At 51.6% G+C, this 20,266-nt stretch carries 15 protein-coding genes; 7 read left to right on the top strand and 8 right to left on the bottom strand.

The genetic code is table 11. The annotated features are described in order from the left end of the window. Positions 1 to 11 precede the first annotated feature (11 nt). The 3 genes from GBK04_RS10075 to GBK04_RS10065 all read right to left on the bottom strand — a co-directional run bounded on the left by GBK04_RS10075 (position 12) and on the right by GBK04_RS10065 (position 4,398). A complete protein-coding gene (locus GBK04_RS10075) occupies positions 12 to 1,118 on the bottom strand; it encodes a serine hydrolase (protein WP_152759245.1) in 1,107 nt (368 codons plus the stop codon). Positions 1,119 to 1,134: 16 nt separating this feature from the next. Further along, positions 1,135 to 1,638, bottom strand: a complete 504-nt coding sequence (locus tag GBK04_RS10070) for a hypothetical protein (RefSeq protein WP_152759242.1) — start codon at positions 1,636 to 1,638, stop codon at positions 1,135 to 1,137. 102 nt (positions 1,639 to 1,740) lie between these two features. Further along, positions 1,741 to 4,398, bottom strand: a complete 2,658-nt coding sequence (locus tag GBK04_RS10065; RefSeq protein ID WP_152759239.1) for a UDP-N-acetylglucosamine--peptide N-acetylglucosaminyltransferase SPINDLY family protein — start codon at positions 4,396 to 4,398, stop codon at positions 1,741 to 1,743. Between the two features lie 239 nt (positions 4,399 to 4,637). On the opposite strand from GBK04_RS10065, the gene atpD reads away from it, so the two are divergent. Next, complete coding sequence (atpD, locus tag GBK04_RS10060) at positions 4,638 to 6,152, top strand: F0F1 ATP synthase subunit beta (protein ID WP_152759234.1); 1,515 nt, start codon at positions 4,638 to 4,640, stop codon at positions 6,150 to 6,152. Between the two features lie 11 nt (positions 6,153 to 6,163). Then, the gene (gene atpC / locus GBK04_RS10055) at positions 6,164 to 6,409 is read left to right on the top strand and encodes an ATP synthase F1 subunit epsilon (protein ID WP_152759231.1); all 246 of its coding nucleotides are present in this window, start codon (positions 6,164 to 6,166) and stop codon (positions 6,407 to 6,409) included. Positions 6,410 to 6,582: 173 nt separating this feature from the next. Here atpC and GBK04_RS10050 read toward each other — a convergent pair whose 3' ends face one another. Both GBK04_RS10050 and GBK04_RS10045 read right to left on the bottom strand, forming a co-directional pair. Next, a complete protein-coding gene (locus GBK04_RS10050) occupies positions 6,583 to 6,840 on the bottom strand; it encodes a GlsB/YeaQ/YmgE family stress response membrane protein (RefSeq protein ID WP_152759228.1) in 258 nt (85 codons plus the stop codon). Between the two features lie 126 nt (positions 6,841 to 6,966). After that, a complete protein-coding gene (locus tag GBK04_RS10045) occupies positions 6,967 to 8,382 on the bottom strand; it encodes a S41 family peptidase (protein WP_152759225.1) in 1,416 nt (471 codons plus the stop codon). A gap of 242 nt (positions 8,383 to 8,624) precedes the next feature. On the opposite strand from GBK04_RS10045, the gene GBK04_RS10040 reads away from it, so the two are divergent. The 3 genes from GBK04_RS10040 to GBK04_RS10030 all read left to right on the top strand — a co-directional run bounded on the left by GBK04_RS10040 (position 8,625) and on the right by GBK04_RS10030 (position 12,867). Continuing rightward, positions 8,625 to 12,188 (top strand): SNF2-related protein, encoded by a 3,564-nt coding sequence (locus tag GBK04_RS10040; protein ID WP_152759222.1) that lies wholly within the window; start codon positions 8,625 to 8,627, stop codon positions 12,186 to 12,188. 65 nt (positions 12,189 to 12,253) lie between these two features. Then, the gene (locus GBK04_RS10035) at positions 12,254 to 12,466 is read left to right on the top strand and encodes a DUF2281 domain-containing protein (protein ID WP_152759219.1); all 213 of its coding nucleotides are present in this window, start codon (positions 12,254 to 12,256) and stop codon (positions 12,464 to 12,466) included. Next, on the top strand, positions 12,466 to 12,867 hold the full coding sequence (locus tag GBK04_RS10030; RefSeq protein ID WP_152759217.1) for a type II toxin-antitoxin system VapC family toxin: 402 nt from the start codon (positions 12,466 to 12,468) through the stop codon (positions 12,865 to 12,867). Before GBK04_RS10035 ends, GBK04_RS10030 begins: the two co-directional genes overlap by 1 nt. A 93-nt stretch (positions 12,868 to 12,960) precedes the next feature. On the opposite strand, the gene GBK04_RS10025 is transcribed toward GBK04_RS10030, so the two are convergent. After that, positions 12,961 to 13,632 carry a GIN domain-containing protein gene (locus GBK04_RS10025; protein WP_373330871.1) on the bottom strand — a complete coding sequence of 224 codons (672 nt, stop codon included), beginning with the start codon at positions 13,630 to 13,632 and terminating at the stop codon, positions 12,961 to 12,963. 247 nt (positions 13,633 to 13,879) lie between these two features. Here GBK04_RS10025 and GBK04_RS10020 point away from each other — a divergent pair, with 247 nt between their 5' ends. Together GBK04_RS10020 and GBK04_RS10015 are read left to right on the top strand one after the other, a co-directional pair. Next, the gene (locus tag GBK04_RS10020; protein WP_152759211.1) at positions 13,880 to 14,731 is read left to right on the top strand and encodes a LytR/AlgR family response regulator transcription factor; all 852 of its coding nucleotides are present in this window, start codon (positions 13,880 to 13,882) and stop codon (positions 14,729 to 14,731) included. Positions 14,732 to 14,880: 149 nt separating this feature from the next. Continuing rightward, positions 14,881 to 15,615, top strand: coding sequence for a hypothetical protein (locus GBK04_RS10015; protein ID WP_152759208.1), 735 nt, complete (start codon positions 14,881 to 14,883; stop codon positions 15,613 to 15,615). On the opposite strand, the gene GBK04_RS10010 is transcribed toward GBK04_RS10015, so the two are convergent. Beyond that, positions 15,581 to 18,325 (bottom strand): CHAT domain-containing protein, encoded by a 2,745-nt coding sequence (locus GBK04_RS10010; protein WP_373330870.1) that lies wholly within the window; start codon positions 18,323 to 18,325, stop codon positions 15,581 to 15,583. The genes GBK04_RS10015 and GBK04_RS10010 overlap by 35 nt on opposite strands. A gap of 46 nt (positions 18,326 to 18,371) precedes the next feature. After that, on the bottom strand, positions 18,372 to 20,195 hold the full coding sequence (locus GBK04_RS10005; protein ID WP_152759203.1) for a S8 family serine peptidase: 1,824 nt from the start codon (positions 20,193 to 20,195) through the stop codon (positions 18,372 to 18,374). Positions 20,196 to 20,266 lie beyond the last annotated feature (71 nt).

The raw sequence follows: 20,266 nt of genomic DNA, 5'->3' as shown, positions 1-20,266 counted from the left end.
TAATAAACTGCTTAGTCGCCGATGGATGGGGTACTTAGGGTTTTCAAAATTTCCTGTCGAACCTCTGCGCTACCAGAAAGCACTTTTTGTTGAAACTCGGTTAACATGGTCTGCAAGAACTTGCCCTCCAAGGGAGTCAGGTCATTGAAGAAAAAAACCAAGCGGGTACGGTTGCCCTGTCGATCGGTAGCATAAAGGGCGTATGTCAGCACAAATGCCGTAGAGCCCCCTTTGGCACCCAGATGCTGGTATTTCTGGCGGTTGCTGTCGAAGGCTTCCATCGGCCATTCCATGATCTTCTCCAGGGTACCCTGCGCCGTAGAATCGAAGTAGGTACGACTCTGAATTTTTTGTAAAATACTATCGTACTCGCGAACGGTACTTCCGGGCAGGCGGTCGGACCACACCCGCTGTACGGGCATGCTGAGGTGGGCGAAGTTGAATTTTGCTTTTACCGTCGTATCCACTTTCAGGGTTTCGAAGTACTGCCCGGCTTTTTTCTTGTAGAGGTCCATACCCATCAGTTGCAGCCCCTTGGCCGAATTTTCGTCCGAACACACGTAGAGCGCCGATGCGAACGGATAGAGCGAGTCGTGTTGGGCCAGACCCAAAGCCGACAGGTTGGCATTGATCGCATTCAGACCCAGCCGCCACATCAGGTACTCGGTGTTGGCATTGCTGCTGAACCGGATCATACCTTTGGCAATTTCCAGGAGGGGTACCTTGCCATCCTGTACCAGATTCTTTTCGTTAAGATGCTTTAGCCAGGCGGGATGCGCCCCGCCGTCGGTTTCGGGAATATAGAAACGGGCCGGTTCGCCGAGGGGTACCTGGTCGGCCGGGTTGATCTTGCCGGAAGAAACCTGCTGAGCAAACTCAATGGCGATGATGATTTTGACCGTACTGGCCAAAGGCATTTTCTGGTCAGGATTTTGCTCAGCCACCAAGCTGTCGTTCCGCATCCAGTAGAGGGCACTTTTGGTAGGATTTTTGGCCATGAAGTTGGCGACGTAATCACCCTCTATATTAAAATAAGTAAAGTACGCGTAGGTGGCCAGCCCTGCAAATACCAGGACGATAACCCCCACCACAATACCGACTATTTTTAGAACCTTCATGATCCGCTTTTTAATTTCAATTTACAAAGTACCCCATCAGTACCCCCAGTGCAAATCCTACCACTATACTCAGAAGGGATCTTCTGAAAAAATAGCTGTGAATATAAAGACCCGCCATCGTGACAAGCGGGGGTAGGTACCCCTCGGTGATGGCACCCTGGGTACCTATCCTGTTCGAGGACAGGTACTGACTTTCTTCTTCCGCATTGCCTACGGCCCAGCTACCCCAGCCATTTTTTTGCAAAGATTTCCACGTAAAGATTTCTCCTTCATAATGAATGGTCGCTGTGCGGGGAAAGTACCCGAACTCAATGGTACCTAGTACCTTTTCGCCCTCAATGTCCAGAATACTTGCCTGGTACCTGCGCTTGCTGTCTTTCTCAAACCGCATCAGGTGGCCTTTGAATTCGCCGTAAGCCCGGCTGTTCCAGACGTTGTTCTTCAAAAGACCAACAATCTGTTTGCCATTGAACAGACGGTATTCCCGCGCCAGACCAAGCATCCGCCAGCTTAGATTCATTTTTTGAAAAGCAAATGGCTACCAGCCTTTTAAGAATGTACGAGAAGCCATCAGCCCATTGCTAACGGCCACCAGCTAGTCACGAAGTTCAAAAATAACGCATCATCTAAACTCGGCGCGCCGTTTTTCGATGAGTGCCCGCATGGGCTGATAGCGATTCAGAAATGCCTGATAGTCGGCATCGGAAGTGAGTTGCTGTACCTGGTCGGCGGCCTCGTCACCCTGCGCCAGTAGCCCCTGTTCAACACTCAGGTAGGCGTACTGTTCCCAAAGCAGTGGGGAGGTTTGGTTGAATTGCAGCGCATTCACCACCAGTTCGTAGGCACGGGCCGATTGCCGATGCCGACGGAGGTAATCGGCTGCTGCTGCCACCGTGCGTCCATGGTACGGATTGGCCTGCCACGCTTTTCGGTAAGCTTCCAGAGAGGGGGTACCCTGGGCCACCCGCAAAAGGGAGTCGCCCAGGATGGGTGGCTTGAAACCCGAAGCCAGGGTTTTCCGCAGGAGAGCCATTGCGCCTTCGGCCCCGCGGGCGGGCAAGCCTTCGATCAACACGCCGGCAATGGCGGGTTGCCCCCGGAACGCATTGGCCAGGATTTGCCCGATCAATCCTTCGGCCCCTTCGACCAGGCCGAATTGTTCCGCCGCCTGCTCGTACAGTCCGAGCTGAAGCAGCCAGTGACCGAAAATCTTACGGTAGAGTTCGACTTTCTCCCCGCCGTTTTCTACCAAAACCTGCATGGATTCGAGGGCCCGCTGTCGGTTGCCTGAATAAAAATCGGCATACAGCGAGGGGAGTAACAGGTCATCGGCCAGCAGTGGATTCTTATCGGCCAGTGCCGCAATCAGCCGTACGGGCATAGTATCGTGTCGGGCCTGATTGAGCGAATAGTTGACCAGGTAGGCGAGCCCCGATACGTTCAGCAGCGAATCGGGGCGGATGGCTTTGGCAGCAAAAGGTTGCTTATCGAACTGCTGCCGCAGATTTTGCACCGCCAGCCAGTTGGCCTGCCAAGGGTAGTAGTCGCGGTCGACAGTAGACTCGGCGAGGGAATCCAACAGTTCCGTATCGGTATTCTTAGCATACAGCGCCAGCAAATTAGTGGCCGGTATGTCATTACTCCGATCGGCCTGCTCGGCACGGTCGAGGTAATAGTAAGCCGAATCGGCCACGTTGGTGCGGGCGTACAGAATCCCCAGATTATTGAGGAGTTCGCTGCTTTTCGGAAACGTTTTAATCCCTTCCTGATAGCTGGAAACGGCGTCGAAAAACAAGCTCTCCTGCGTCAGTACCCCACCCAGGCCTACGTAAGCCTGCGGCGAAGGGTTTTTCAGGGTAGCCTGTTTGAAATAATAGGCTGCGGCGGTTTTGTCGTCCTGCCGCAGCGCGAGGGAAGCCAGCGCGTAGTTGGACTTATGGTTCTGGAATTCCTGCTGAAGGGCGAATTTATAGTACTGCTCGGCCAGCGTGTACTCTTTCGTTTTAGTGTAAAGATCTCCCAAGCCATTAAAGTACCCCGCCACACCCTGGTACAAGGGTAATATTCCCTGCGTGGCGATCAGGAAAACGACTCCCCCAAAGCCCAGCAGCCGGGTTTGCATGAGGCCGAATTTCAGGGGCTTGTAGAGTACCTTATGTACCGGAAGCCCCTGCCTGAAAAGCGGCAGGAAATTGGCCAGAACATAAAAATAGAACAGCGCGCTCATGGCCAGTTGTCCCTCCACGGTCATGTCTTCCAGTACTTCCAGCACCGGATCATTGGCCGTGGCGGCTGCGTACCCACCGAAACATAACGCTACCGTAAATAGTCCAATGTAGAGCCAGAAACCGGCCGAACGAAAGTGTAGTACCTCGGAAGCGGCATGCAGTCGCTTGCGGAAACCCCAGATACCCAGTAGACCCGCCGCCAGCGCCAGCGCCGCAGGGTTCAAGATAAAGGTATTCCACTCGATCCGCTGCGTGTTTTTCAAATAGAGCAGCAGTAGCGTCAGGAGGTAAAAACTACTGATGATCAGAAAATTGTTGAACGAGGATTTTCCCTTGCGACCGCTGGTACTTAACCATACCAGGCCAGCCATGATTTCGGTGGCGGACATGAGCAGGAAAATGACCGAGAGCGGTAGCCATAGGGGGTAACTGAAAGCCGCAAACGTCAGCATCGGTTCGGCAACCGGTGAAGCCAGCGCCACCAGCAAAACCATAAGGGCTGTCAAACCTATGAAGGCCAGAATCCGGACGCGGATGTCCCAGTCGGAGCGGAATGCGTGAAGGTAGTAGCTGAGTCCGCCGAAGGCGACTACCACGATGATAAAGAAAAGGCGCGACCCTTCCCCGAATAAGCCCAGGGTTTCGAGGCGGCAGGCCGCCACCAGCAGAATGAAAGTGACCATGCTGCCCAGGTACCAGAAGCGCGGTAGGGCGGTGAGGGCGGCCAGGATCACGCAAAGACCGAGCAGGGCCAGAATGCCTCCGAAACGGATGAGATTGACGGGCAACTCCATCGGTGCGGCCAGGAACTGCTCCATCGTCAGAAAGGAGGGGACGGTCACGCCGAATTGCCAGCCGTCGAGCGGCAGAATATCCACCACCGAAGGGATTTCGGATAGTTCGCTCAAAACGTCCCAATGTACCGTATTGGCAAGCGGGTCAATGATGGTGGCCAGGAAAAATAGCAGACTCAGACTCAGGATTCCCAGCGCCCAATGCGCGATCCGTCGTTCAGCGGCGGGCCAGGACCGCCAGAAAAAGAGTTGTTTCATAAAATGCAAAACGCCCTTTCTGAAAATTTCTATACACTTTTCGTGAAAAGAGGGCTTAATTCTAAAAAATATCCAATAAATGAGTAGGTGCGCTCTTGGTACTGACCAAATTATCGGCTAATTTTGCGGTCTGAAAAAAGGCCTATGGCCGATTTTCAAGCGTGCAAAGACAAAGTGTAACAATCTGATCAATAGTATTCTCTCATTTACCCAATCACAATTCACTCATTACTAAAAAGATGGCGAACGTGACAAACATAGGCAAAGTTACGCAGGTAATTGGCCCCGTAGTTGACGTATCATTTGAAAACAGCGAATTCATTCCCTCCATTCTGGATGCAATGGAAGTCGTAAAGCCCAACGGCCAGAAAGTAATCCTGGAATGCCAGCAGCACCTTGGCGAAGACCGCGTTCGCACCATCGCGATGGATGGAACCGAAGGCTTGCAGCGGGGCATGGAGGTGAAGTCTTTCGGCTCACCCATCCGGATGCCCATCGGCGAAGCCATCAAAGGCCGCCTTTTCAACGTCGTGGGGGATGCCATCGACGGACTTCAGGATGTGGACAAAACGGATGGTTTGTCAATTCACCGTTCTGCCCCTAAGTTTGAGGATTTGGCTACTTCCACCGAAGTACTCTTTACCGGAATCAAAGTTATCGACCTCCTGGCTCCCTATGTGAAAGGTGGTAAGATCGGGCTGTTCGGTGGAGCCGGAGTAGGCAAGACCGTTTTGATTCAGGAACTGATCAACAATATTGCCAAAGCGTACGCCGGACTTTCGGTATTTGCCGGAGTAGGTGAGCGTACCCGTGAGGGAAATGACCTGATGCGTGAGATGATCGAAGCCGGTATCATCAAGTACGGCGATGCATTCAAGCACAGCATGGAAGAAGGCGGCTGGGATCTGAGTAAAGTGGACTACAACGAACTCAAAGATTCGCAGGCTACCTTTGTGTTCGGACAAATGAACGAACCTCCCGGAGCCCGCGCCCGGGTGGCCCTCTCGGGTTTGACCGTGGCCGAGTACTTCCGCGACGGCGATGGCGAAGGTCAGGGACGCGATATACTTTTCTTTATTGACAATATTTTCCGCTTTACGCAGGCGGGTTCTGAAGTATCGGCTCTTTTGGGTCGGATGCCTTCAGCGGTAGGGTACCAACCTACCCTGGCTACCGAAATGGGTGCCATGCAGGAGCGCATTACTTCTACCAAGCGCGGATCCATTACATCAGTACAGGCCGTATACGTACCTGCTGATGACTTAACTGACCCCGCACCCGCCACTACCTTTACCCACCTTGACGCCACGACGGTACTGAGCCGGAAAGTAGCCGAAAAGGGAATCTATCCCGCTGTGGATCCCCTGGATTCCAATTCGCGTATCCTGACCGCCGAGAACCTCGGTGCCGCGCACTACGATTGCGCCCAGCGCGTCAAGAACGTATTGCAGCGTTATAAGGAATTGCAGGATATCATCGCGATTCTGGGAATGGAAGAACTTTCCGATGAAGATAAGCTGGTTGTATCGCGCGCGCGCCGTGTGGAGCGTTTCCTATCGCAGCCCTTCTTCGTGGCGGAGCAATTCACAGGCCTGAAAGGGGTACTGGTAGATATTAACGATACCATCAAAGGCTTCAATCAGATTATGGATGGTGAGTTTGACCATCTGCCCGAAATGGCCTTCAACCTCGTAGGTACCATTGAAGATGCCACCGCTAAGGGTGAGAAGATGATGGCCGACGCGGCGAAATAAACCAACGACTCATGCATTTAGAAATAATAACTCCTGATAAAAAAGTATTCGCCGGTGAAGCTACTGCGGTAACGTTCCCCGGTACCGAAGGCCAGTTTCAGGTACTCAACAATCACGCTCCGCTGGTAAGTACCCTGGGTGTGGGCGATGTGGTGGTGGAAACAGCTGCCGCTGCGAAGCAAACGTACCGCATTGACGGCGGTGTAGTGGAGGTGTTGAAAAATAAAGTGCTCGTTCTGGCAGAAGCAATTATTTAGTTGGCCATAGACGATTTGTGTCATCAATTTTTTTATTTACAAAAGCGCGGAGTCCATTGGATTCCGCGCTTTTGTTTTACGTGGAGCGCAGAAGGGAGTACGTTCCACCCGTGAAATAAAAGAAGGCCACGGAAACATCCGCGGCCTTCTTTTGGAATATAGTGGTACCTTTCCTATGCTTTGTTGCCGCTAAATTTGCGGTACAGCCACAGCAACAGAATAGCGCCCAGGATAGCGATGAAGAGACTACCAATGTTAAAGCCATCCACGGTTCCCATGTTGAGCGCGCTGGCGATAAATCCTCCAACAATAGCTCCTGCAATACCAATTAGCATCGTGACGATGAAGCCACCGGGATCTTTGCCCGGATGAATGGCTTTGGCAATGCCGCCCGCGACGAGTCCTACGAAGATCCACGTTAAAATTCCCATGATTTTTCTTGATTTAAGGGGTGCAAATTAAATGAGTAAGTGTACAATGTACGAAGACCTGAAACAAAAAACCATGCCATCCGTTGCGCAGCGGATGGCATGGTACTAAAAACTTTTTTACAGAGTTTACTCGTTGGGCGAATTGAAGAACATATTGCCGCCTGCGGCGTGCCGGTCGATGGATGAATGTACTTGCGGACCGGCCTGAGGCTGATCTGAATCCTCCACGCCCCGGCGGGCTACCCGCGTGCCGAAAATTTGGAACAGGGCTTCGCCCAGCAACGGATCGCGGGGATCACCATACGGATACAGCAGGGTACCTTCGGTTTTGGCTACATCGGGCGTGAAGCCCGCCGTATAATCGGAACTGTGCAGACTGTTCGACGAGCGCGACACGATGGGTTGAATGCCCCACTTGATACGTTTCGACTTGTCAGAGAGCGTGATGGACCCGACGTTTTTCCCGGTTGTCTTTCCCCCGATCAGGTATAAATTCATAAACGGTTGTAGGCCGTTGATAACCAGCTCGCTGGCCGAAGCCGTGGAGGTGGAGGTAAGGAAAAATACGCGGTTCAGGTTTCCACCCAGGTTCTGGGTCTTGTTCAGAAAGTTATCGTGAAAGTAGTCTTTCCCGTACTGCTTCTCGAGGTCGGGCGTGACGGTTTTGTTATATTCTTTGTAATAGAAAACGTCCTTGTCCGAGGTACCTTTTCCGATGAGGCTGGCGATTTGGGTGGCTGAACTGACGTAGCCGCCCCGGTTGTACCGAAAGTCGATCACCAATTCATTGACATTCTTGCTCTTGAAATCGGCAAATACTTTCTCCAGTTCCTGATCGTAGGTATTGCTGCTGCTGCCATTGGGGCCGGGAATAAACTGATGGTACACCAGGTACCCCACGCGCTTGTCGCCTTTCACGAAAGTAGTATCGAAATATACCGGATCAGCCTGAATCACGGTAGGCGTGACGGTGCGGGTAGCCGTGCTGCTCACTACTTTTTTATCCGCATCAAGCTCACCCATCGTGAATACCTTTGCCTCACTATCCGTATACAGCAAAGCGTAATAGTTGTCGACGGTCAGTTTCTGCCCATTGACATGCGTAAAGAAATCGCCGCGTTTGAACCCGGCCTTCTCGGCGGGTGAACCTTTGATCGCATACGTGACGATTCCGAACAGATCGTCGCCTCCGCTCGCGTAGCGGATCAGCCTGAATTCCAGGCCAGGGCTGGTCGTTTCACCGCTGAGAGAGGCTTTCAACTCATCAGCACTTGCCTCTAGCCAGGAAAAGCGATCGCCGTCGGGACGCAGCGTAGCGTCGTATTTGTAGAGAATCGATTGAAAAAAACTCTGCGGATCGGGCGTAAAATCGGGACTAGTGGGCAACTTGTCGTTCCAGAAATACCAGGTTTTCATGTTATCGTAAATCCAGTTATTGACCTCGGTATCGGCTGGATTGCCTTCCGGAACGATGTTTTTTTCCCGGCAGGAAAATAGAAAAGCTGAAATGACCAGCCAAAGCAGTAGCGAATTCCTTTTCATTGATATAACGGATTCAGTTCTTGTACCAGAAGATCAGGTGATATGAAACGCAAACTACTATGATTCAGTATTAGTTCAGGTAGTAAGGTCTGAACAAAAATAAGGAAAAAGCCTGGGGTGTGGCAAACTGATTTTGGAATCGCGGGATCCCGCGCCAGGCAGTCGGATAGAAGCGGGTTGGCAGGTACGGATGGCTTTACCTACCTTTGTTTTTTTGCCAAAAATTAGATCGGGAAAACCACATGGCGAAGCGGATCAGATATGGGCACACCTGGTGGGGGCAGCAGTGGATTAGCGTGCTGGAAGGCATGGATCAGAATGGGCGCCTGGCCCGGGGACGTACCTATGCCAATGGTGGTGCAGTGCAGTCCATTGATTTTGAGGGTAATAGTTTCAAGGCCAAAGTGAGGGGTACCCGACCGATTCCTTATAAAGTCAAGTTCAGCATCGAGCCACTTTCCACTTCCGACAAGGCGAAGGCGATGGGGTTGATTGCGGAGAATCCGCTTTTCCTGACCCAGCTCCTCAACCGCCAGCTCCCCGCCGAATTCTTCGAAGCCTGCCGCCGGGTTGGGGTGGCTTTGTTTCCCAAAAGCTGGAGCGAAATCGACTCGTCCTGTACCTGTCCCGATTGGAGCGATCCCTGCAAGCACCGGGCGGCGGTACTCTATCTGGTTGCCAATGAGATCGACAAAAATCCCTTTTTGGTTTTCGAACTGCGTGATTTCGATTTGTTCAAAGCACTGGAAGGGTTGGGGGTAGCCTCCGCCGAGCAGAAAGACGTGGAAATCCTGGACGTAACCCTTCTGCGCAAGCCCGTCGAATTAGGCGAAGAAACCGAATTTCGACCCGACGAAAGTCTGTACACGGCCATTGATTTTTCCACCCTACCTTCCCTAAGTGACGACCTGCTGTCGTTACTGAGCGACGCGCCGCTTTTTTACAAAACGGGCAATTTCAAAACCATTCTGCGGGACTTTTACAACGACGCTCAGAAAAAAGCCCACGCCCTGGCCGTAGCCGACGCGGCGGATTCCGAAGCCGTACGGCGGGAATATGATTATGATAAGGATCTCGACGCGGTGGAGAGCGGCGAAATCATCTGGGACGAAGCCATGAGTTTTCTGCAGGCCAATTTCCGGGACACCAACGAACGTCTGGTGTATCAATTCAATAACGTGCAGAAACTCGTGGACTGGCTCCAGCATGTACCCACCAGTCAGCTACCCCAGCTGTCGCCGCTGCTGCGCGGATTGTACCTCACCAATCGTTTTGCCGGCAAGCTGCTGGAAAAGGGCGGAATGCTTCCGCAGTTATTACGGGTGCAGCTGAAAAAGGAAGCCTACTTTGTGCGCTGGATTCCTGCACTACTCAATGAAGACATCGCGCGCGTGGCTGAGCAGCTCAAGCTTCTGCTACCCCCCGAATTTTTATTCTACAAAATCGGCCGCAACGACATTTACGAACCCATCGCCAGCGACTGGTTCACACTGCTATGCTCGCTGCTGCTGACCGAGCGTATCCGGCAATTCAACGACCGATATCACTACAAGGATACCGAAATCGAGGATATGTTTTTCCGGCGCGAGCTGGCCCGTTTCAGCGGATTCGACAGTCGCGAGATTCCGGCAGGCATTCAGCTTTGGCTCAATAAATTCTTCATCGCCCAGCGTGATTTCGTCCCCGTGCTTCAGGTAGAGGACGATACCGAAAGAGGTACCTTCGTGGTGCATATTCTGGTGGAAAACAATGCCAAAGAAATGGCTGCCCCGGTACCCTTTAAAGAATTTATGCGGCAACCCGACTATGCGCCAGTACGCCTGGGCGTGCTGCGCGATCTGTCGATGATGGCTGAGCATTTTCCCCGACTCAATACGCTCATTTCGTCCAAAGGTGAAGACGAGCTTGCATTCAATGCCCGGGAATTTCCCGAGGTACTGTTCAAGATGCTACCTCCCCTGAAACTGTTTGGCATCCGGATCATGTTGCCCAAGGCGTTGCAAAAACTGGCCCGTCCTCAGCTTTCGATGCTGCTGGACGATGAGGAAAACGGGAAAGTGGCGGCTAGCTCGGTAATTAGTCTGGACGAAATGCTGGGCTTCCGCTGGGAGGTCGCCATCGGTGAGCAACACGTGGATACCCAAGAATTTGTCCAGATCATTGAGAACTACCGGGGGTTGGTCAGAATAAAAGACCAGTACGTCTACCTGGACGAGCAGGAAATCCGCTCGCTGCTGGACAAGCTCAAAAATCCCCCCGAACTGGATTCTCAAACCCTGCTCCAGACCGCTCTGACCGAAGAGTATCAAGGTGCGGGCGTGACGCTGACCGCTGCCGCCCGCAAGCTCATCAAAGACCTCACGACGCCCGAAGCCTTAAATCTACCCACAAAACTCGACGCTACGCTACGGCCCTACCAGTTGCGCGGCTACGAGTGGCTGTACAAGAATGCCCGCATCGGCTTCGGTAGTCTGATCGCCGACGATATGGGCCTCGGCAAGACGTTGCAGGTGATTGCTACCTTGCAAAAATTCAAGGAAGAAGGGGCTTTTAAGAAAAACAAAGGATTGGTGATACTGCCTACTACCTTGCTCACCAACTGGAGCAAGGAAATCACCCGTTTTGCACCCGGCCTGAAAGCTCACGTGTATCACGGTCCCAACCGTAGCAAACTCGAATTTAAAGATACCGATCTGGTACTGACGACCTATGGCGTGGTACGCAGTGAAGAAGAAACATTCACTAAAACCAATTGGCCTGTAGTGGTGATCGACGAGGCCCAGAATATTAAAAATCCCGCTACCGCCCAAACCAAGGCGGTCAAGAAAATCAAAGCAGGCGTACGCATCGCCATGAGTGGTACCCCCGTCGAAAACCGTCTGAGCGAATACTGGAGTATCATCGATTTTATAAACAAGGGGTACCTGGGTACCCTGAAGAAATTCAGCCAGGATTTTTCGATTCCCATCGAGGTAGATCGCGACCAACATCGCCTCGATGTGTTTCGCCGTATGACCAAGCCGTTTATTCTGCGGCGGGTGAAGACCGACAAAAGCATCATTCAGGATTTGCCTGACAAAATCGAAATGGACCAGAGTTGCCAGCTTTCGGCGGAGCAGGCGGCTTTGTACCAAAGTGTAGTGGATACTGCTTTGCGCGGCATCGAGGGCGCAAAAGATGGCTTCAAACGCAGCGGCATGATTTTCAAAATGATGACCGCACTTAAACAAATCTGCAACCATCCCACGCACTACCTTAAGAAAGGCGGCACCGATCCGCAGGCTTCCGGCAAGAGTACTTTACTGTTGGAACTGGTGCAACAACTGCTGGAAAACGGTGAAAAAGCTTTGATTTTTACTCAGTACGAAGAAATGGGTACCCTGCTACAGACCATGCTGCGCGAGCAACTCGAACTAGAGGTACCCTTCCTGCACGGCGGCGTAAGTCGGAATAATCGCGATGAAATGGTGGAAGATTTTCAAACGAACCGCGCCACGCGGCTACTGTTGCTGTCGCTTAAGGCGGGCGGTACAGGTCTGAACCTGACTGCCGCCAACAATGTGATCCATTATGACTTATGGTGGAACCCAGCCGTGGAGGCTCAGGCTACCGACCGCGCCTTCCGCATCGGCCAAACCCGCAACGTGCTGGTGCACCGCCTGATCACCGAAGGTACCTTTGAGGAAAAAATCAACCAACTGATTCAGAATAAGAAAGAACTTGCCAACCTGACCGTCGCCAACGGCGAAACCTGGATCGGAGAATACTCCAACGCGGATTTGAAGGAGCTGGTGGCGCTGAAGTGAAGGAAGCCGGGTTCACTAAAATCGATATCCCTTGTTTTTATTATATTTGATAAAAAACTGAAAACATGTACACTTCGATCAGCGGCGTTTATGAAAATGGGAAACTGACTCTTTTGGAGGCTCCACCCACCCAAAAGAAAGCGAAAGTTATCATCACATTTATCGAGGACGAGGACAATATAACTTCCCAGAGAAAATTAGGTGGGTTGGAGGGTAAAATAACCCTTCCTGACGACTTCAACGAGCCGTTGGATGATCTGAAAGATTACATGTTCTGATGCGCTATTTGATCGACACACAAATAGCTGTTTGGGCTAAGGAAAACAATCTAAAGCTGACGCCCTATGTCAAATCCCTATTAGAAGACTCCGGTAATGAAATTCTGGTTAGCCGGTTTAGCCTGATCGAACTGTCGATCAAATTGAAAATCGGTAAACTTCCCGATTTTATCATCAATCTCGAAACATTCATTGAAACACTTGTTGCGGATGGGTTCACCCTTCTTCCTGTCAGCAATCGACACATTTCAACCTACCAGGACATTCCTTTATTTGATGAACACCGCGATCCGTTTGATCGGTACATCATAGCAACTGCTCACGCCGAAGGCTTGCCTTTGATTTCGGCCGACAGCCAATTTGAGCGCTATGAATCGTTCATTAGTTTGATAAAAATCTGAAACAGATTTCGAACGTCGCCAATGGCGAAACCTGGATTGGAGAATACTCTAACGCGGATTTGAAGGAGCTGGTAGCCTAGAAGTAAGAGGGTTTTAAAAAGGGAGTACTGTTCCCGTACCAGTGATTTCTACCCCAACGCGCGGATTCCCTTTGTAGAGAACCTTACCACTACCATCCAGCCAACCATAGAGTGTCTTTTCAGCGTTGACTTTAGCAGTTCCCTTACCCGAAATATCAACAGTAACTTTCTCCGCTTGCATCTGTTCCAAATGCAGGGTACCTGTTGCGTACATCGAAGCAGTAAGAGACTTTGTCTTTCCGGTCAAGCGCAATTCGCCTGTATTATTGGTTAGGGCAATTAGAGATTCGCAGGTAAAGTCGGTTTTCGACTCAACCAGGCCCGTCCCTATATTTTCTACACCCATAAGAACGGGAAGCTGTACGTGAAGTTCCAGATTGTTATTTCTAATCATAACATCTTCTGGCGTTTCGATGACCAGGAAGGGAGTTCGCCAGTAAACATTTACCAGGGGAAGCAGGTTTTTGGAACCTGACAACCTGACCTCGAAGGTATTTCCCTGATAAAGATACACGGTAGGCGACCCTTTTACCTGGATGTGGGCAAAGCCATTGATGGCAATGAGGGAATCGATGGCAGGTCCTTTCCCTTCCACCATTTTGATGTCTGGGGAATCGGATTTGCAGCTTGTCAGGAATAAAAATATCCCCAACGTTAGAGAAAGAACATAAACGAGCTTTTTCATAGTAGTATGGATTATGTGTTGATGGCTTGGTAAAAAATAGCTGGTGAGGGACATGGCCCAAAGTAGCATGAATATATTGCTTTTCAGTTTATTTATCAATCCATGCCTGGCTTTATTTTGACCAGGAGGAGCTATTGACTTTTCTTATTGTACCAATGCTTCGGCATAACCTGGGATGTTGATGAGCCGCATTAAGCTAAAAGTTAATTTCCATTGACAACCGTGCGTGTACCGACTATCTTGCCGTATGTTCCAATTTCTCGCTCAGCCTTACCCCCGTGAACAGCGCAGTCCCTGGCGCTGGCTACTCACATCGGCGGGTTCCGGTCTTTTCGTAGCCCTCTTTCTTCTGATTTTTCAGCCCTTCGGATTGGCACAGTGGAATGATCCCGTCAAGCCCTACCTAATCGCAGGCTATGGGCTCGTGACATTTATTTGCCTGACGGGGGTAGGTCTGGTCTTCCCGAAGGTACTCGGGAATTTTTTCGATGAAAAAAACTGGACAGTTGGTAGAGAAATAGCCTGGACACTTTTTGTAATCATTTTCATTGCCTTGGGCAATATCCTTTATAGTCAATGGACGATGGGCAATGGCTTCGCCCACGTCCTGGTTTGGTTAAGCTTCACCGCGGCTGTAGGTGTGATTCCGGCTACAGTTATTACGCTGCTAAGCTACACACGTCTGTTGCGCAGGTATGCTACCGACAACCTGCAGATCGAGAAACACGAGCCGGAATCCGTTATTTCCCGCGAATCCGGCAACATCACCCTTACCGCCGAAAATGAGAAAGATTCCCTGACCGTGGCGGTGGACGATTTACTGTTTATCGAGTCGGCGGACAATTACTCGGAAGTCGTTTTTATTCAAAAGGATAAAGTCGAAAAGACGTTGCTGCGCGGCAGCCTGAGCCGCTTTGAAGAGCAAATTCATCATCCCGACCTGGTACGTTGCCACCGTTCCTACATCGTAAATCTGCAACAGGTCGAAAGCATCTCCGGCAACGCGCAGGGTTACAAGCTGCAACTTAAACACCATTCTGTGCTAATCCCCGTAGCGCGGCGATATGGCGATCGGGTAGCGGATTATTTCCGGAAATAGCCTTGTCAAACGTCCCAAAAAGTGCATAACAGCCCAAATGGCTGTCTTTTATCCCAAATTTTGGTTGCCCATCCCTTTTATTTGCACAGAGATTTATGGGTAGGTAGGTTTGTCCCAGTCAAATCGCTCACCCGCAAAATTTCAAGCTCATGGACTTCTACAAAATTATTCTCCTTATCCACGTCGCCTTCGGTTTCTCCGCACTCGCAACGGGCGTGGTACCTATGCTTGCCAAAAAGGGGGGCAAGGTCCATAAGTTTTGGGGCAATGTATATTACTGGTCCATGTTTGGTGTGTTCATAACCACGCTCATGCTTTTTGCCCTGCGACCCGGACAACTCAAACTGCAATTTTTCTTGTGCATCGCTATCCTGAGTTTTTACTTCACCTTCTCAGGCGAACGCGTGTTGGCAATGAAAAAATCGGCCACTCAGGCCACTGTTCTGGATCGGGTAGCGGCAGGACTTGCTCTGGCCTGTGGCCTGGCGATGCTGGGTTATGCGGGGTATGGCATTATTGGGCTGCAGAATTATTTCATCGCCATTCTATTTGCCGTTTTCGGAACGCTGATTTCAGTCAATGCTCGTAAAGATTTGCAATTGTTTTCGGGGAAAATCGAATCCGAGAAAATGCACTGGTACTTCGGTCATATCAGTAAAATCATGGGCGCCTACATCGCCACCATTACAGCCTTCTGCGTCAATATGACGCGCTATCTGCCCGAAGACGCCTCGGTCTACCTGCAGTTGATTCCATGGCTGACGCCGGGTGTGCTGCTGGGGGTAGGTACCGCCTACTATTCCAAACGCCAGCGCGAGAAGCGTCGGATGCCTGTAAAGTATGGATTTATCACAAGTGGGTTGCGGCGGGTACTGGTACGTTGAATCTGGAAACACGCTTTCGATACCACCAGAAGGTACCGCCTAGCAAGAGGGCCAGGAAGAGTATCGTTCCTCCTATCCAGAACCACCGCCCATCGTGCAGAGCTTCCACTTCCCCCACCAGGATCATGCCCGCCCACTGCGAAGGCAGCGTGTGGGCCGCGCCTCCTTCCCGGAGCCAGTCTAGCTTGGCGTGTTGCAGGGCGATGTCCTTGGGCAGGCCTTCGTTCAGATGGGTATAGAATAGCCTGGTAAGTGTGTAGGTAGGTTGATTCTCGACAGTCCAGAGGGTAGTAATGGTACTGGGGACACCCAATGCCGCAAAACTCCGGGCTAGGCTAAATATCCCTTCGCCGCGCTGGTTGGCTCCTACGCCAGTTCTGCAGGCTGAAAGTACCAGAAGTTGCGCCTGGAACCGATCAACCTGGTTTAGTTCGGAAAGGTTGAGGGCGGTGTCATGAAAATAAATCCGGGGTTCAGTCAGGTCGGTGCTGTCGGCATCGGCATGAGTATAAAGCTGGATTACGCGGGCAGTGGGCGCATACTGTAGGAAATTAGCTTTAGTGGCTTCATGGTTGACCAGTTCTTTTCCAAACCAGAATGATTGACTTATGGATGCTAGGGCTTCGGACGAACCCTGGAGGGAGGGAAGCTTAGGCCTGTTGAAAAATTCTGGAGCAAAACCCACAAAGCCCGATCCGGGAAAGGCCCCGGGCTGCTCGGTTGATGGCTGCATGAGCCGAGCCGAATAGGAATAACTGATGGCATGGCGCCTGAGCAGAAAATCATCGGGACCCGGAGTCGTCAGCAAGGCTTCGAGAGGCAGGAATATGCCATCAGGTACCACCATAACCCGTGCAGTAGTGATCGCGAGGGGTTTCCACAACTGCCGGTACAGAAGGTACGCAAGTGCCCTATAGCGGGAATAGTGCGCGTTTAGGTAGGGGCCATTGGCGCTCAGGGCCAACAATTCGCCAGCACCAGCCTGGTACTGGGCCGGCGTGATGGCCAGCTTTACCAAACGAGCCTGATGGAGCGTGAGCACAAACGCATAGACAGCACTATCACCCATGAAATAAGACACTAAGGTAGAGGCTGGTCCTTGCCCTGCTTTCGAAGAAAAAAGCCTCTTTCGGGTTTCGGTCAGGCTGGGAATATGCGAATCGTACTTGTAGCGGTAATAGGCCGGGTTTGTTTTTTCAAGTTTTCGCCGGAATACATCGAATTCGTCTTCGGTTTTTTCCAGTCGGCTTCGTAGTGCCAGGTAGTTTTTATCTCCGACTGGCGTTTCGTCCAACTGGTAGTGCAGCCCCGACACGCTATCGCGTAGAGCGCGCTGCTGGCGGGTATCGGCTTCCGAGAGTTGGCGGTTGGCTCCCAGTTCGTTGAGTTTGTCGGCCAATAGTACGGCTTTGGATTTTTCCAGAAAATGAAAGGCACGTTCCGGATCATTGGCCAGGTAACACGCTTCAATGGCACGTTCGTACAGGCCGTGCGTTTGCTGCCGCCAAAACAGTTTGGAGCCTTCCCCTTCGTGTTCGTAACGCATGTAGTCAATCATGCTGTCGGCCAGCGCGTAAGTACGCAGGGCGTTTCGCAACCGTACATTCCTGCTCGGCGAATCCGGCGCGCGCCGGGCATAGTCGAGCCAGGTATCGGCTTTGTCCTGTATCGTAGCCAGAAGGTAAAGTTTCTGCGTAATCAGCCGGATGTGTTTTGACGGTGGCAACTGGCCAAGCGTGGTAGGCTCGAAATCGGTCACTAATTCGGCGATACTTAGCTGGTAAAAGGATAAAGCCCGTCGGAATTGATTGAGCTTCCAGTACACCGCTCCCAGATTATCGAATATCAGGCTTTTACTGTAGGGACTTTGATCCAGTTCAAGGGCAATTCTGTAGTACCGGATCGCTTGCGGATAGTTTCCAAGCTCATAGTGGAGGTAGCCTAGACTTGTTGCGAAGTCCGCAGGTTTATATTTTTGGCGCTGGGCAATCCGAAATGCCGTATTGAGGCACTGGACGGCCTCGTCGGTTTTGCCCAGATTCTTGTAGACATCCCCGAGCAGGCGGTACTGGGAGGCCACGCTGCGCTGGTGGACGGGATTGCTCTTCAGAATCCCAATGGCATCTTCAAGGGCAACTTGCGCCTCGCCAAAGCGTTCTTGCTCACTCAGCACCTGCGCTTTTTGCTGTAGTATTTTCGAAATGGAAATAGTATCGCTGACCTCACGGGCCAGCGTTTCCCCGCGCGTGGCGTGGAGCAGGGCTTTCTGGTAATCGCCTTTGGCAAAGTAGTTATAGACCAGGTAGAGGTGAGCGTTGGAGGACCACACTTTCCCTTCCGCCGTAGTATCGGCTACCCGGATTGCCTTACGCAGAAGTTCCATGGCCTGGTCGTCTTCCAGATAATGCAAAGCAACCGCCTGACGGTAGTAGGCTTTGGCCAAATCACTTCTTCTGAGTTGGGAATTGGGCCTGCCGTATAGTGCCACGACCTCTTCCGAAAGGCGGATAGCCTCTGGGTAGGTACCCAGGTTCAGGTACACCAGCCCCAGTTGCAGGGTGCCATCCACGTAGTTTGAATCCTTAGGATAACCGCATCGTATCCACCGGATGCTCCACTGCCGTAGCTCCGATACCTGTTGGGGATAGGGCCTGCCTACGATCTGTTGCAAAGTATCCCGCAACTGCCGGGGCGAGGGACATTGTGCCAAGACCAGCGACGGTAAGGCTATCAGCAGTAGAAAGCCAATCAGTCTTTTATGTAAAAGTCGAAAGGATGGCATGCAGGACAGACTTGAAGTTAGCTTCGATACTCTTTCGGGTCACGGTGTCCAACTCAAGGTACCTACCCTGCTGGACCTGAGCCTCCAGACTGGCATGGGTTGATAGGGAAGCGAGGATTTCGGCGCGGGTAGCGTTAGGGTTATTTTTTAGGTACCTGACCACATAAGCCGACATATAAGCCGTTGCAAACGAAGAGCCTGCCAGGGGTGGCGGTGCCGGGCTGCCGAAAGGCATGGGGAAAATACCGCCTATCGGGTGGGCTACTACGCCTACCTGCACATACTGAGACGAATAGTTCTCAACCGCTGTATAACCATCCGGAATGATATTGACGAACAGATTCAGGAACCACTCCAACCAGTTCCCTGAGGCAAGCAGCCTCTTGTGTAGGTCCCGGTTGATATAGCGCGACCGTTTCATACGGTTGTAAAAAACCTCTTTCCAATTTTCTACCACCGTGGTGACCGTAATTACGTTGTCGTAGGTTGCTGAATAGCAGGCAGGTACCGCGGGTTCGTCTGATAAGTTACGCCCAATAGTCTGGTCGATGCTGTCCCGATTTCCTGCCGCGGCCAGTAGGAAAACACCCCTTTTCTGTAATTCTTCAATTTTTCTTTCCAGAAGTCGGTACACATCCGTACCCTTCTTAGGAACGGCCGCCCCCCAGCTGGCATTTATGATCCTGATATTCTCGCCCGCCTCGATCCGCGAGAATATGTAATTGAATCCGCACAGGATATCGAATAAGGTACCAAAACCCAGGAAGTCGAAAATTTTCAGGGGGATAATCGCCGAAGCGCCGGCGGGATTCTGGGCCACGATGGCTGCGATGCAGGTACCATGGCGTCCGTGGTGGTCATCGTTCGGATTACGCAAGACCATGCCATCGTCGGTCGGGATTCCTGTAAGAAAACTGGCGTTCCTGGGAGGCATGGGGTAGGTGTCGTCGAGGTAGTTCGTCAGCGAGCAAAAACCGATGGGGTTAAGATCTGAAGGTACCCCGTTCGGGTTGGGTGCAATGGGAAAATAGGTCGTTTTTCCGTCCCAGGTCGTGTATTTCTGCTGAGGAAGCTCATTCTGTTGGCCGCAAGGGGTATGGATCTTAAGCTTAAGGCCCGTATCGCTCACTACGACTTTGATGGTATCGTCAGGATAATCCGGTAGAGCGCTAGTAATAATCCCGTAGACGTCAGCAGAATAGTCACTTTTGGCGAGGGGTAGCTCCAGGAGTCCCGATCCCAGGACCAGGCTTCGGATGGGAGGATCAGGTTCGGAGATAGGGTTACGCGGATTGATGATGAAATTGTCAGCCTGCTCGGCTTGATCTATGATTGTGATGGCATTTGTCCCTTTATTGACCGATGTGACTTCATCTATAAAATCGGGGGTACCTTCCCATTCAATTAAAACCGTCAGGGTAAATATCGGAAGGTTTGATGCATCCTTAAATTCTGCCGGGGCATTAGGGTACTCACTTATGCGTTTTACCCGTGCTTCAAGTTCGCCCGCGCTGTGGGGTACCTTTACGGTGTCTCCGTTCTTAAGGTTGGCGGATACTGCTTCCGCATGCGCAATAACGAGTATTTTCTGTCGGGTCTGGGCGATCAGACCTGACGGCGACTGGCCGGTTCTGTAATAGGTACTCAGCAGGCTCCTGATCTCCTTAGGATCCAGGGAGGAGACATTGCTCTGGGCTAATAGCTTTTGAACGAATTCTTTTTTTATTCTACCTATGGTAGCCTCCAGACCCGACGGGACCTTGGAGCTACGCGGGGGAAACTGAGTCTGGTCGGCCATGAGAGTCTATTTTAGAGGGTTAGAATTTTGCGTCATTAGGCGTTGGCATGCCTACAAGTTCGTTCTTTGCT

The organism is Salmonirosea aquatica, assembly GCF_009296315.1.
In the GTDB taxonomy this organism is placed as follows: Bacteria; Bacteroidota; Bacteroidia; order Cytophagales; family Spirosomataceae; genus Salmonirosea; species Salmonirosea aquatica.
This window is presented reverse-complemented; position numbering and strand designations above follow the sequence as displayed.

Excerpts from the sequence above, each read along its gene's own strand:
- GBK04_RS10075 (WP_152759245.1), bottom strand. The coding sequence starts at position 1,118 with ATGAAGGTTCTAAAAATAGTCGGTATTGTGGTGGGGGTTATCGTCCTG.
- GBK04_RS10070 (WP_152759242.1), bottom strand. The coding sequence starts at position 1,638 with ATGAATCTAAGCTGGCGGATGCTTGGTCTGGCGCGGGAATACCGTCTG.
- GBK04_RS10065 (WP_152759239.1), bottom strand. The coding sequence starts at position 4,398 with ATGAAACAACTCTTTTTCTGGCGGTCCTGGCCCGCCGCTGAACGACGG.
- atpD (WP_152759234.1), top strand. The coding sequence starts at position 4,638 with ATGGCGAACGTGACAAACATAGGCAAAGTTACGCAGGTAATTGGCCCC.
- atpC (WP_152759231.1), top strand. The coding sequence starts at position 6,164 with ATGCATTTAGAAATAATAACTCCTGATAAAAAAGTATTCGCCGGTGAA.
- GBK04_RS10050 (WP_152759228.1), bottom strand. The coding sequence starts at position 6,840 with ATGGGAATTTTAACGTGGATCTTCGTAGGACTCGTCGCGGGCGGCATT.
- GBK04_RS10045 (WP_152759225.1), bottom strand. The coding sequence starts at position 8,382 with ATGAAAAGGAATTCGCTACTGCTTTGGCTGGTCATTTCAGCTTTTCTA.
- GBK04_RS10040 (WP_152759222.1), top strand. The coding sequence starts at position 8,625 with ATGGCGAAGCGGATCAGATATGGGCACACCTGGTGGGGGCAGCAGTGG.
- GBK04_RS10035 (WP_152759219.1), top strand. The coding sequence starts at position 12,254 with ATGTACACTTCGATCAGCGGCGTTTATGAAAATGGGAAACTGACTCTT.
- GBK04_RS10030 (WP_152759217.1), top strand. The coding sequence starts at position 12,466 with ATGCGCTATTTGATCGACACACAAATAGCTGTTTGGGCTAAGGAAAAC.
- GBK04_RS10025 (WP_373330871.1), bottom strand. The coding sequence starts at position 13,632 with ATGAAAAAGCTCGTTTATGTTCTTTCTCTAACGTTGGGGATATTTTTA.
- GBK04_RS10020 (WP_152759211.1), top strand. The coding sequence starts at position 13,880 with ATGTTCCAATTTCTCGCTCAGCCTTACCCCCGTGAACAGCGCAGTCCC.
- GBK04_RS10015 (WP_152759208.1), top strand. The coding sequence starts at position 14,881 with ATGGACTTCTACAAAATTATTCTCCTTATCCACGTCGCCTTCGGTTTC.
- GBK04_RS10005 (WP_152759203.1), bottom strand. The coding sequence starts at position 20,195 with ATGGCCGACCAGACTCAGTTTCCCCCGCGTAGCTCCAAGGTCCCGTCG.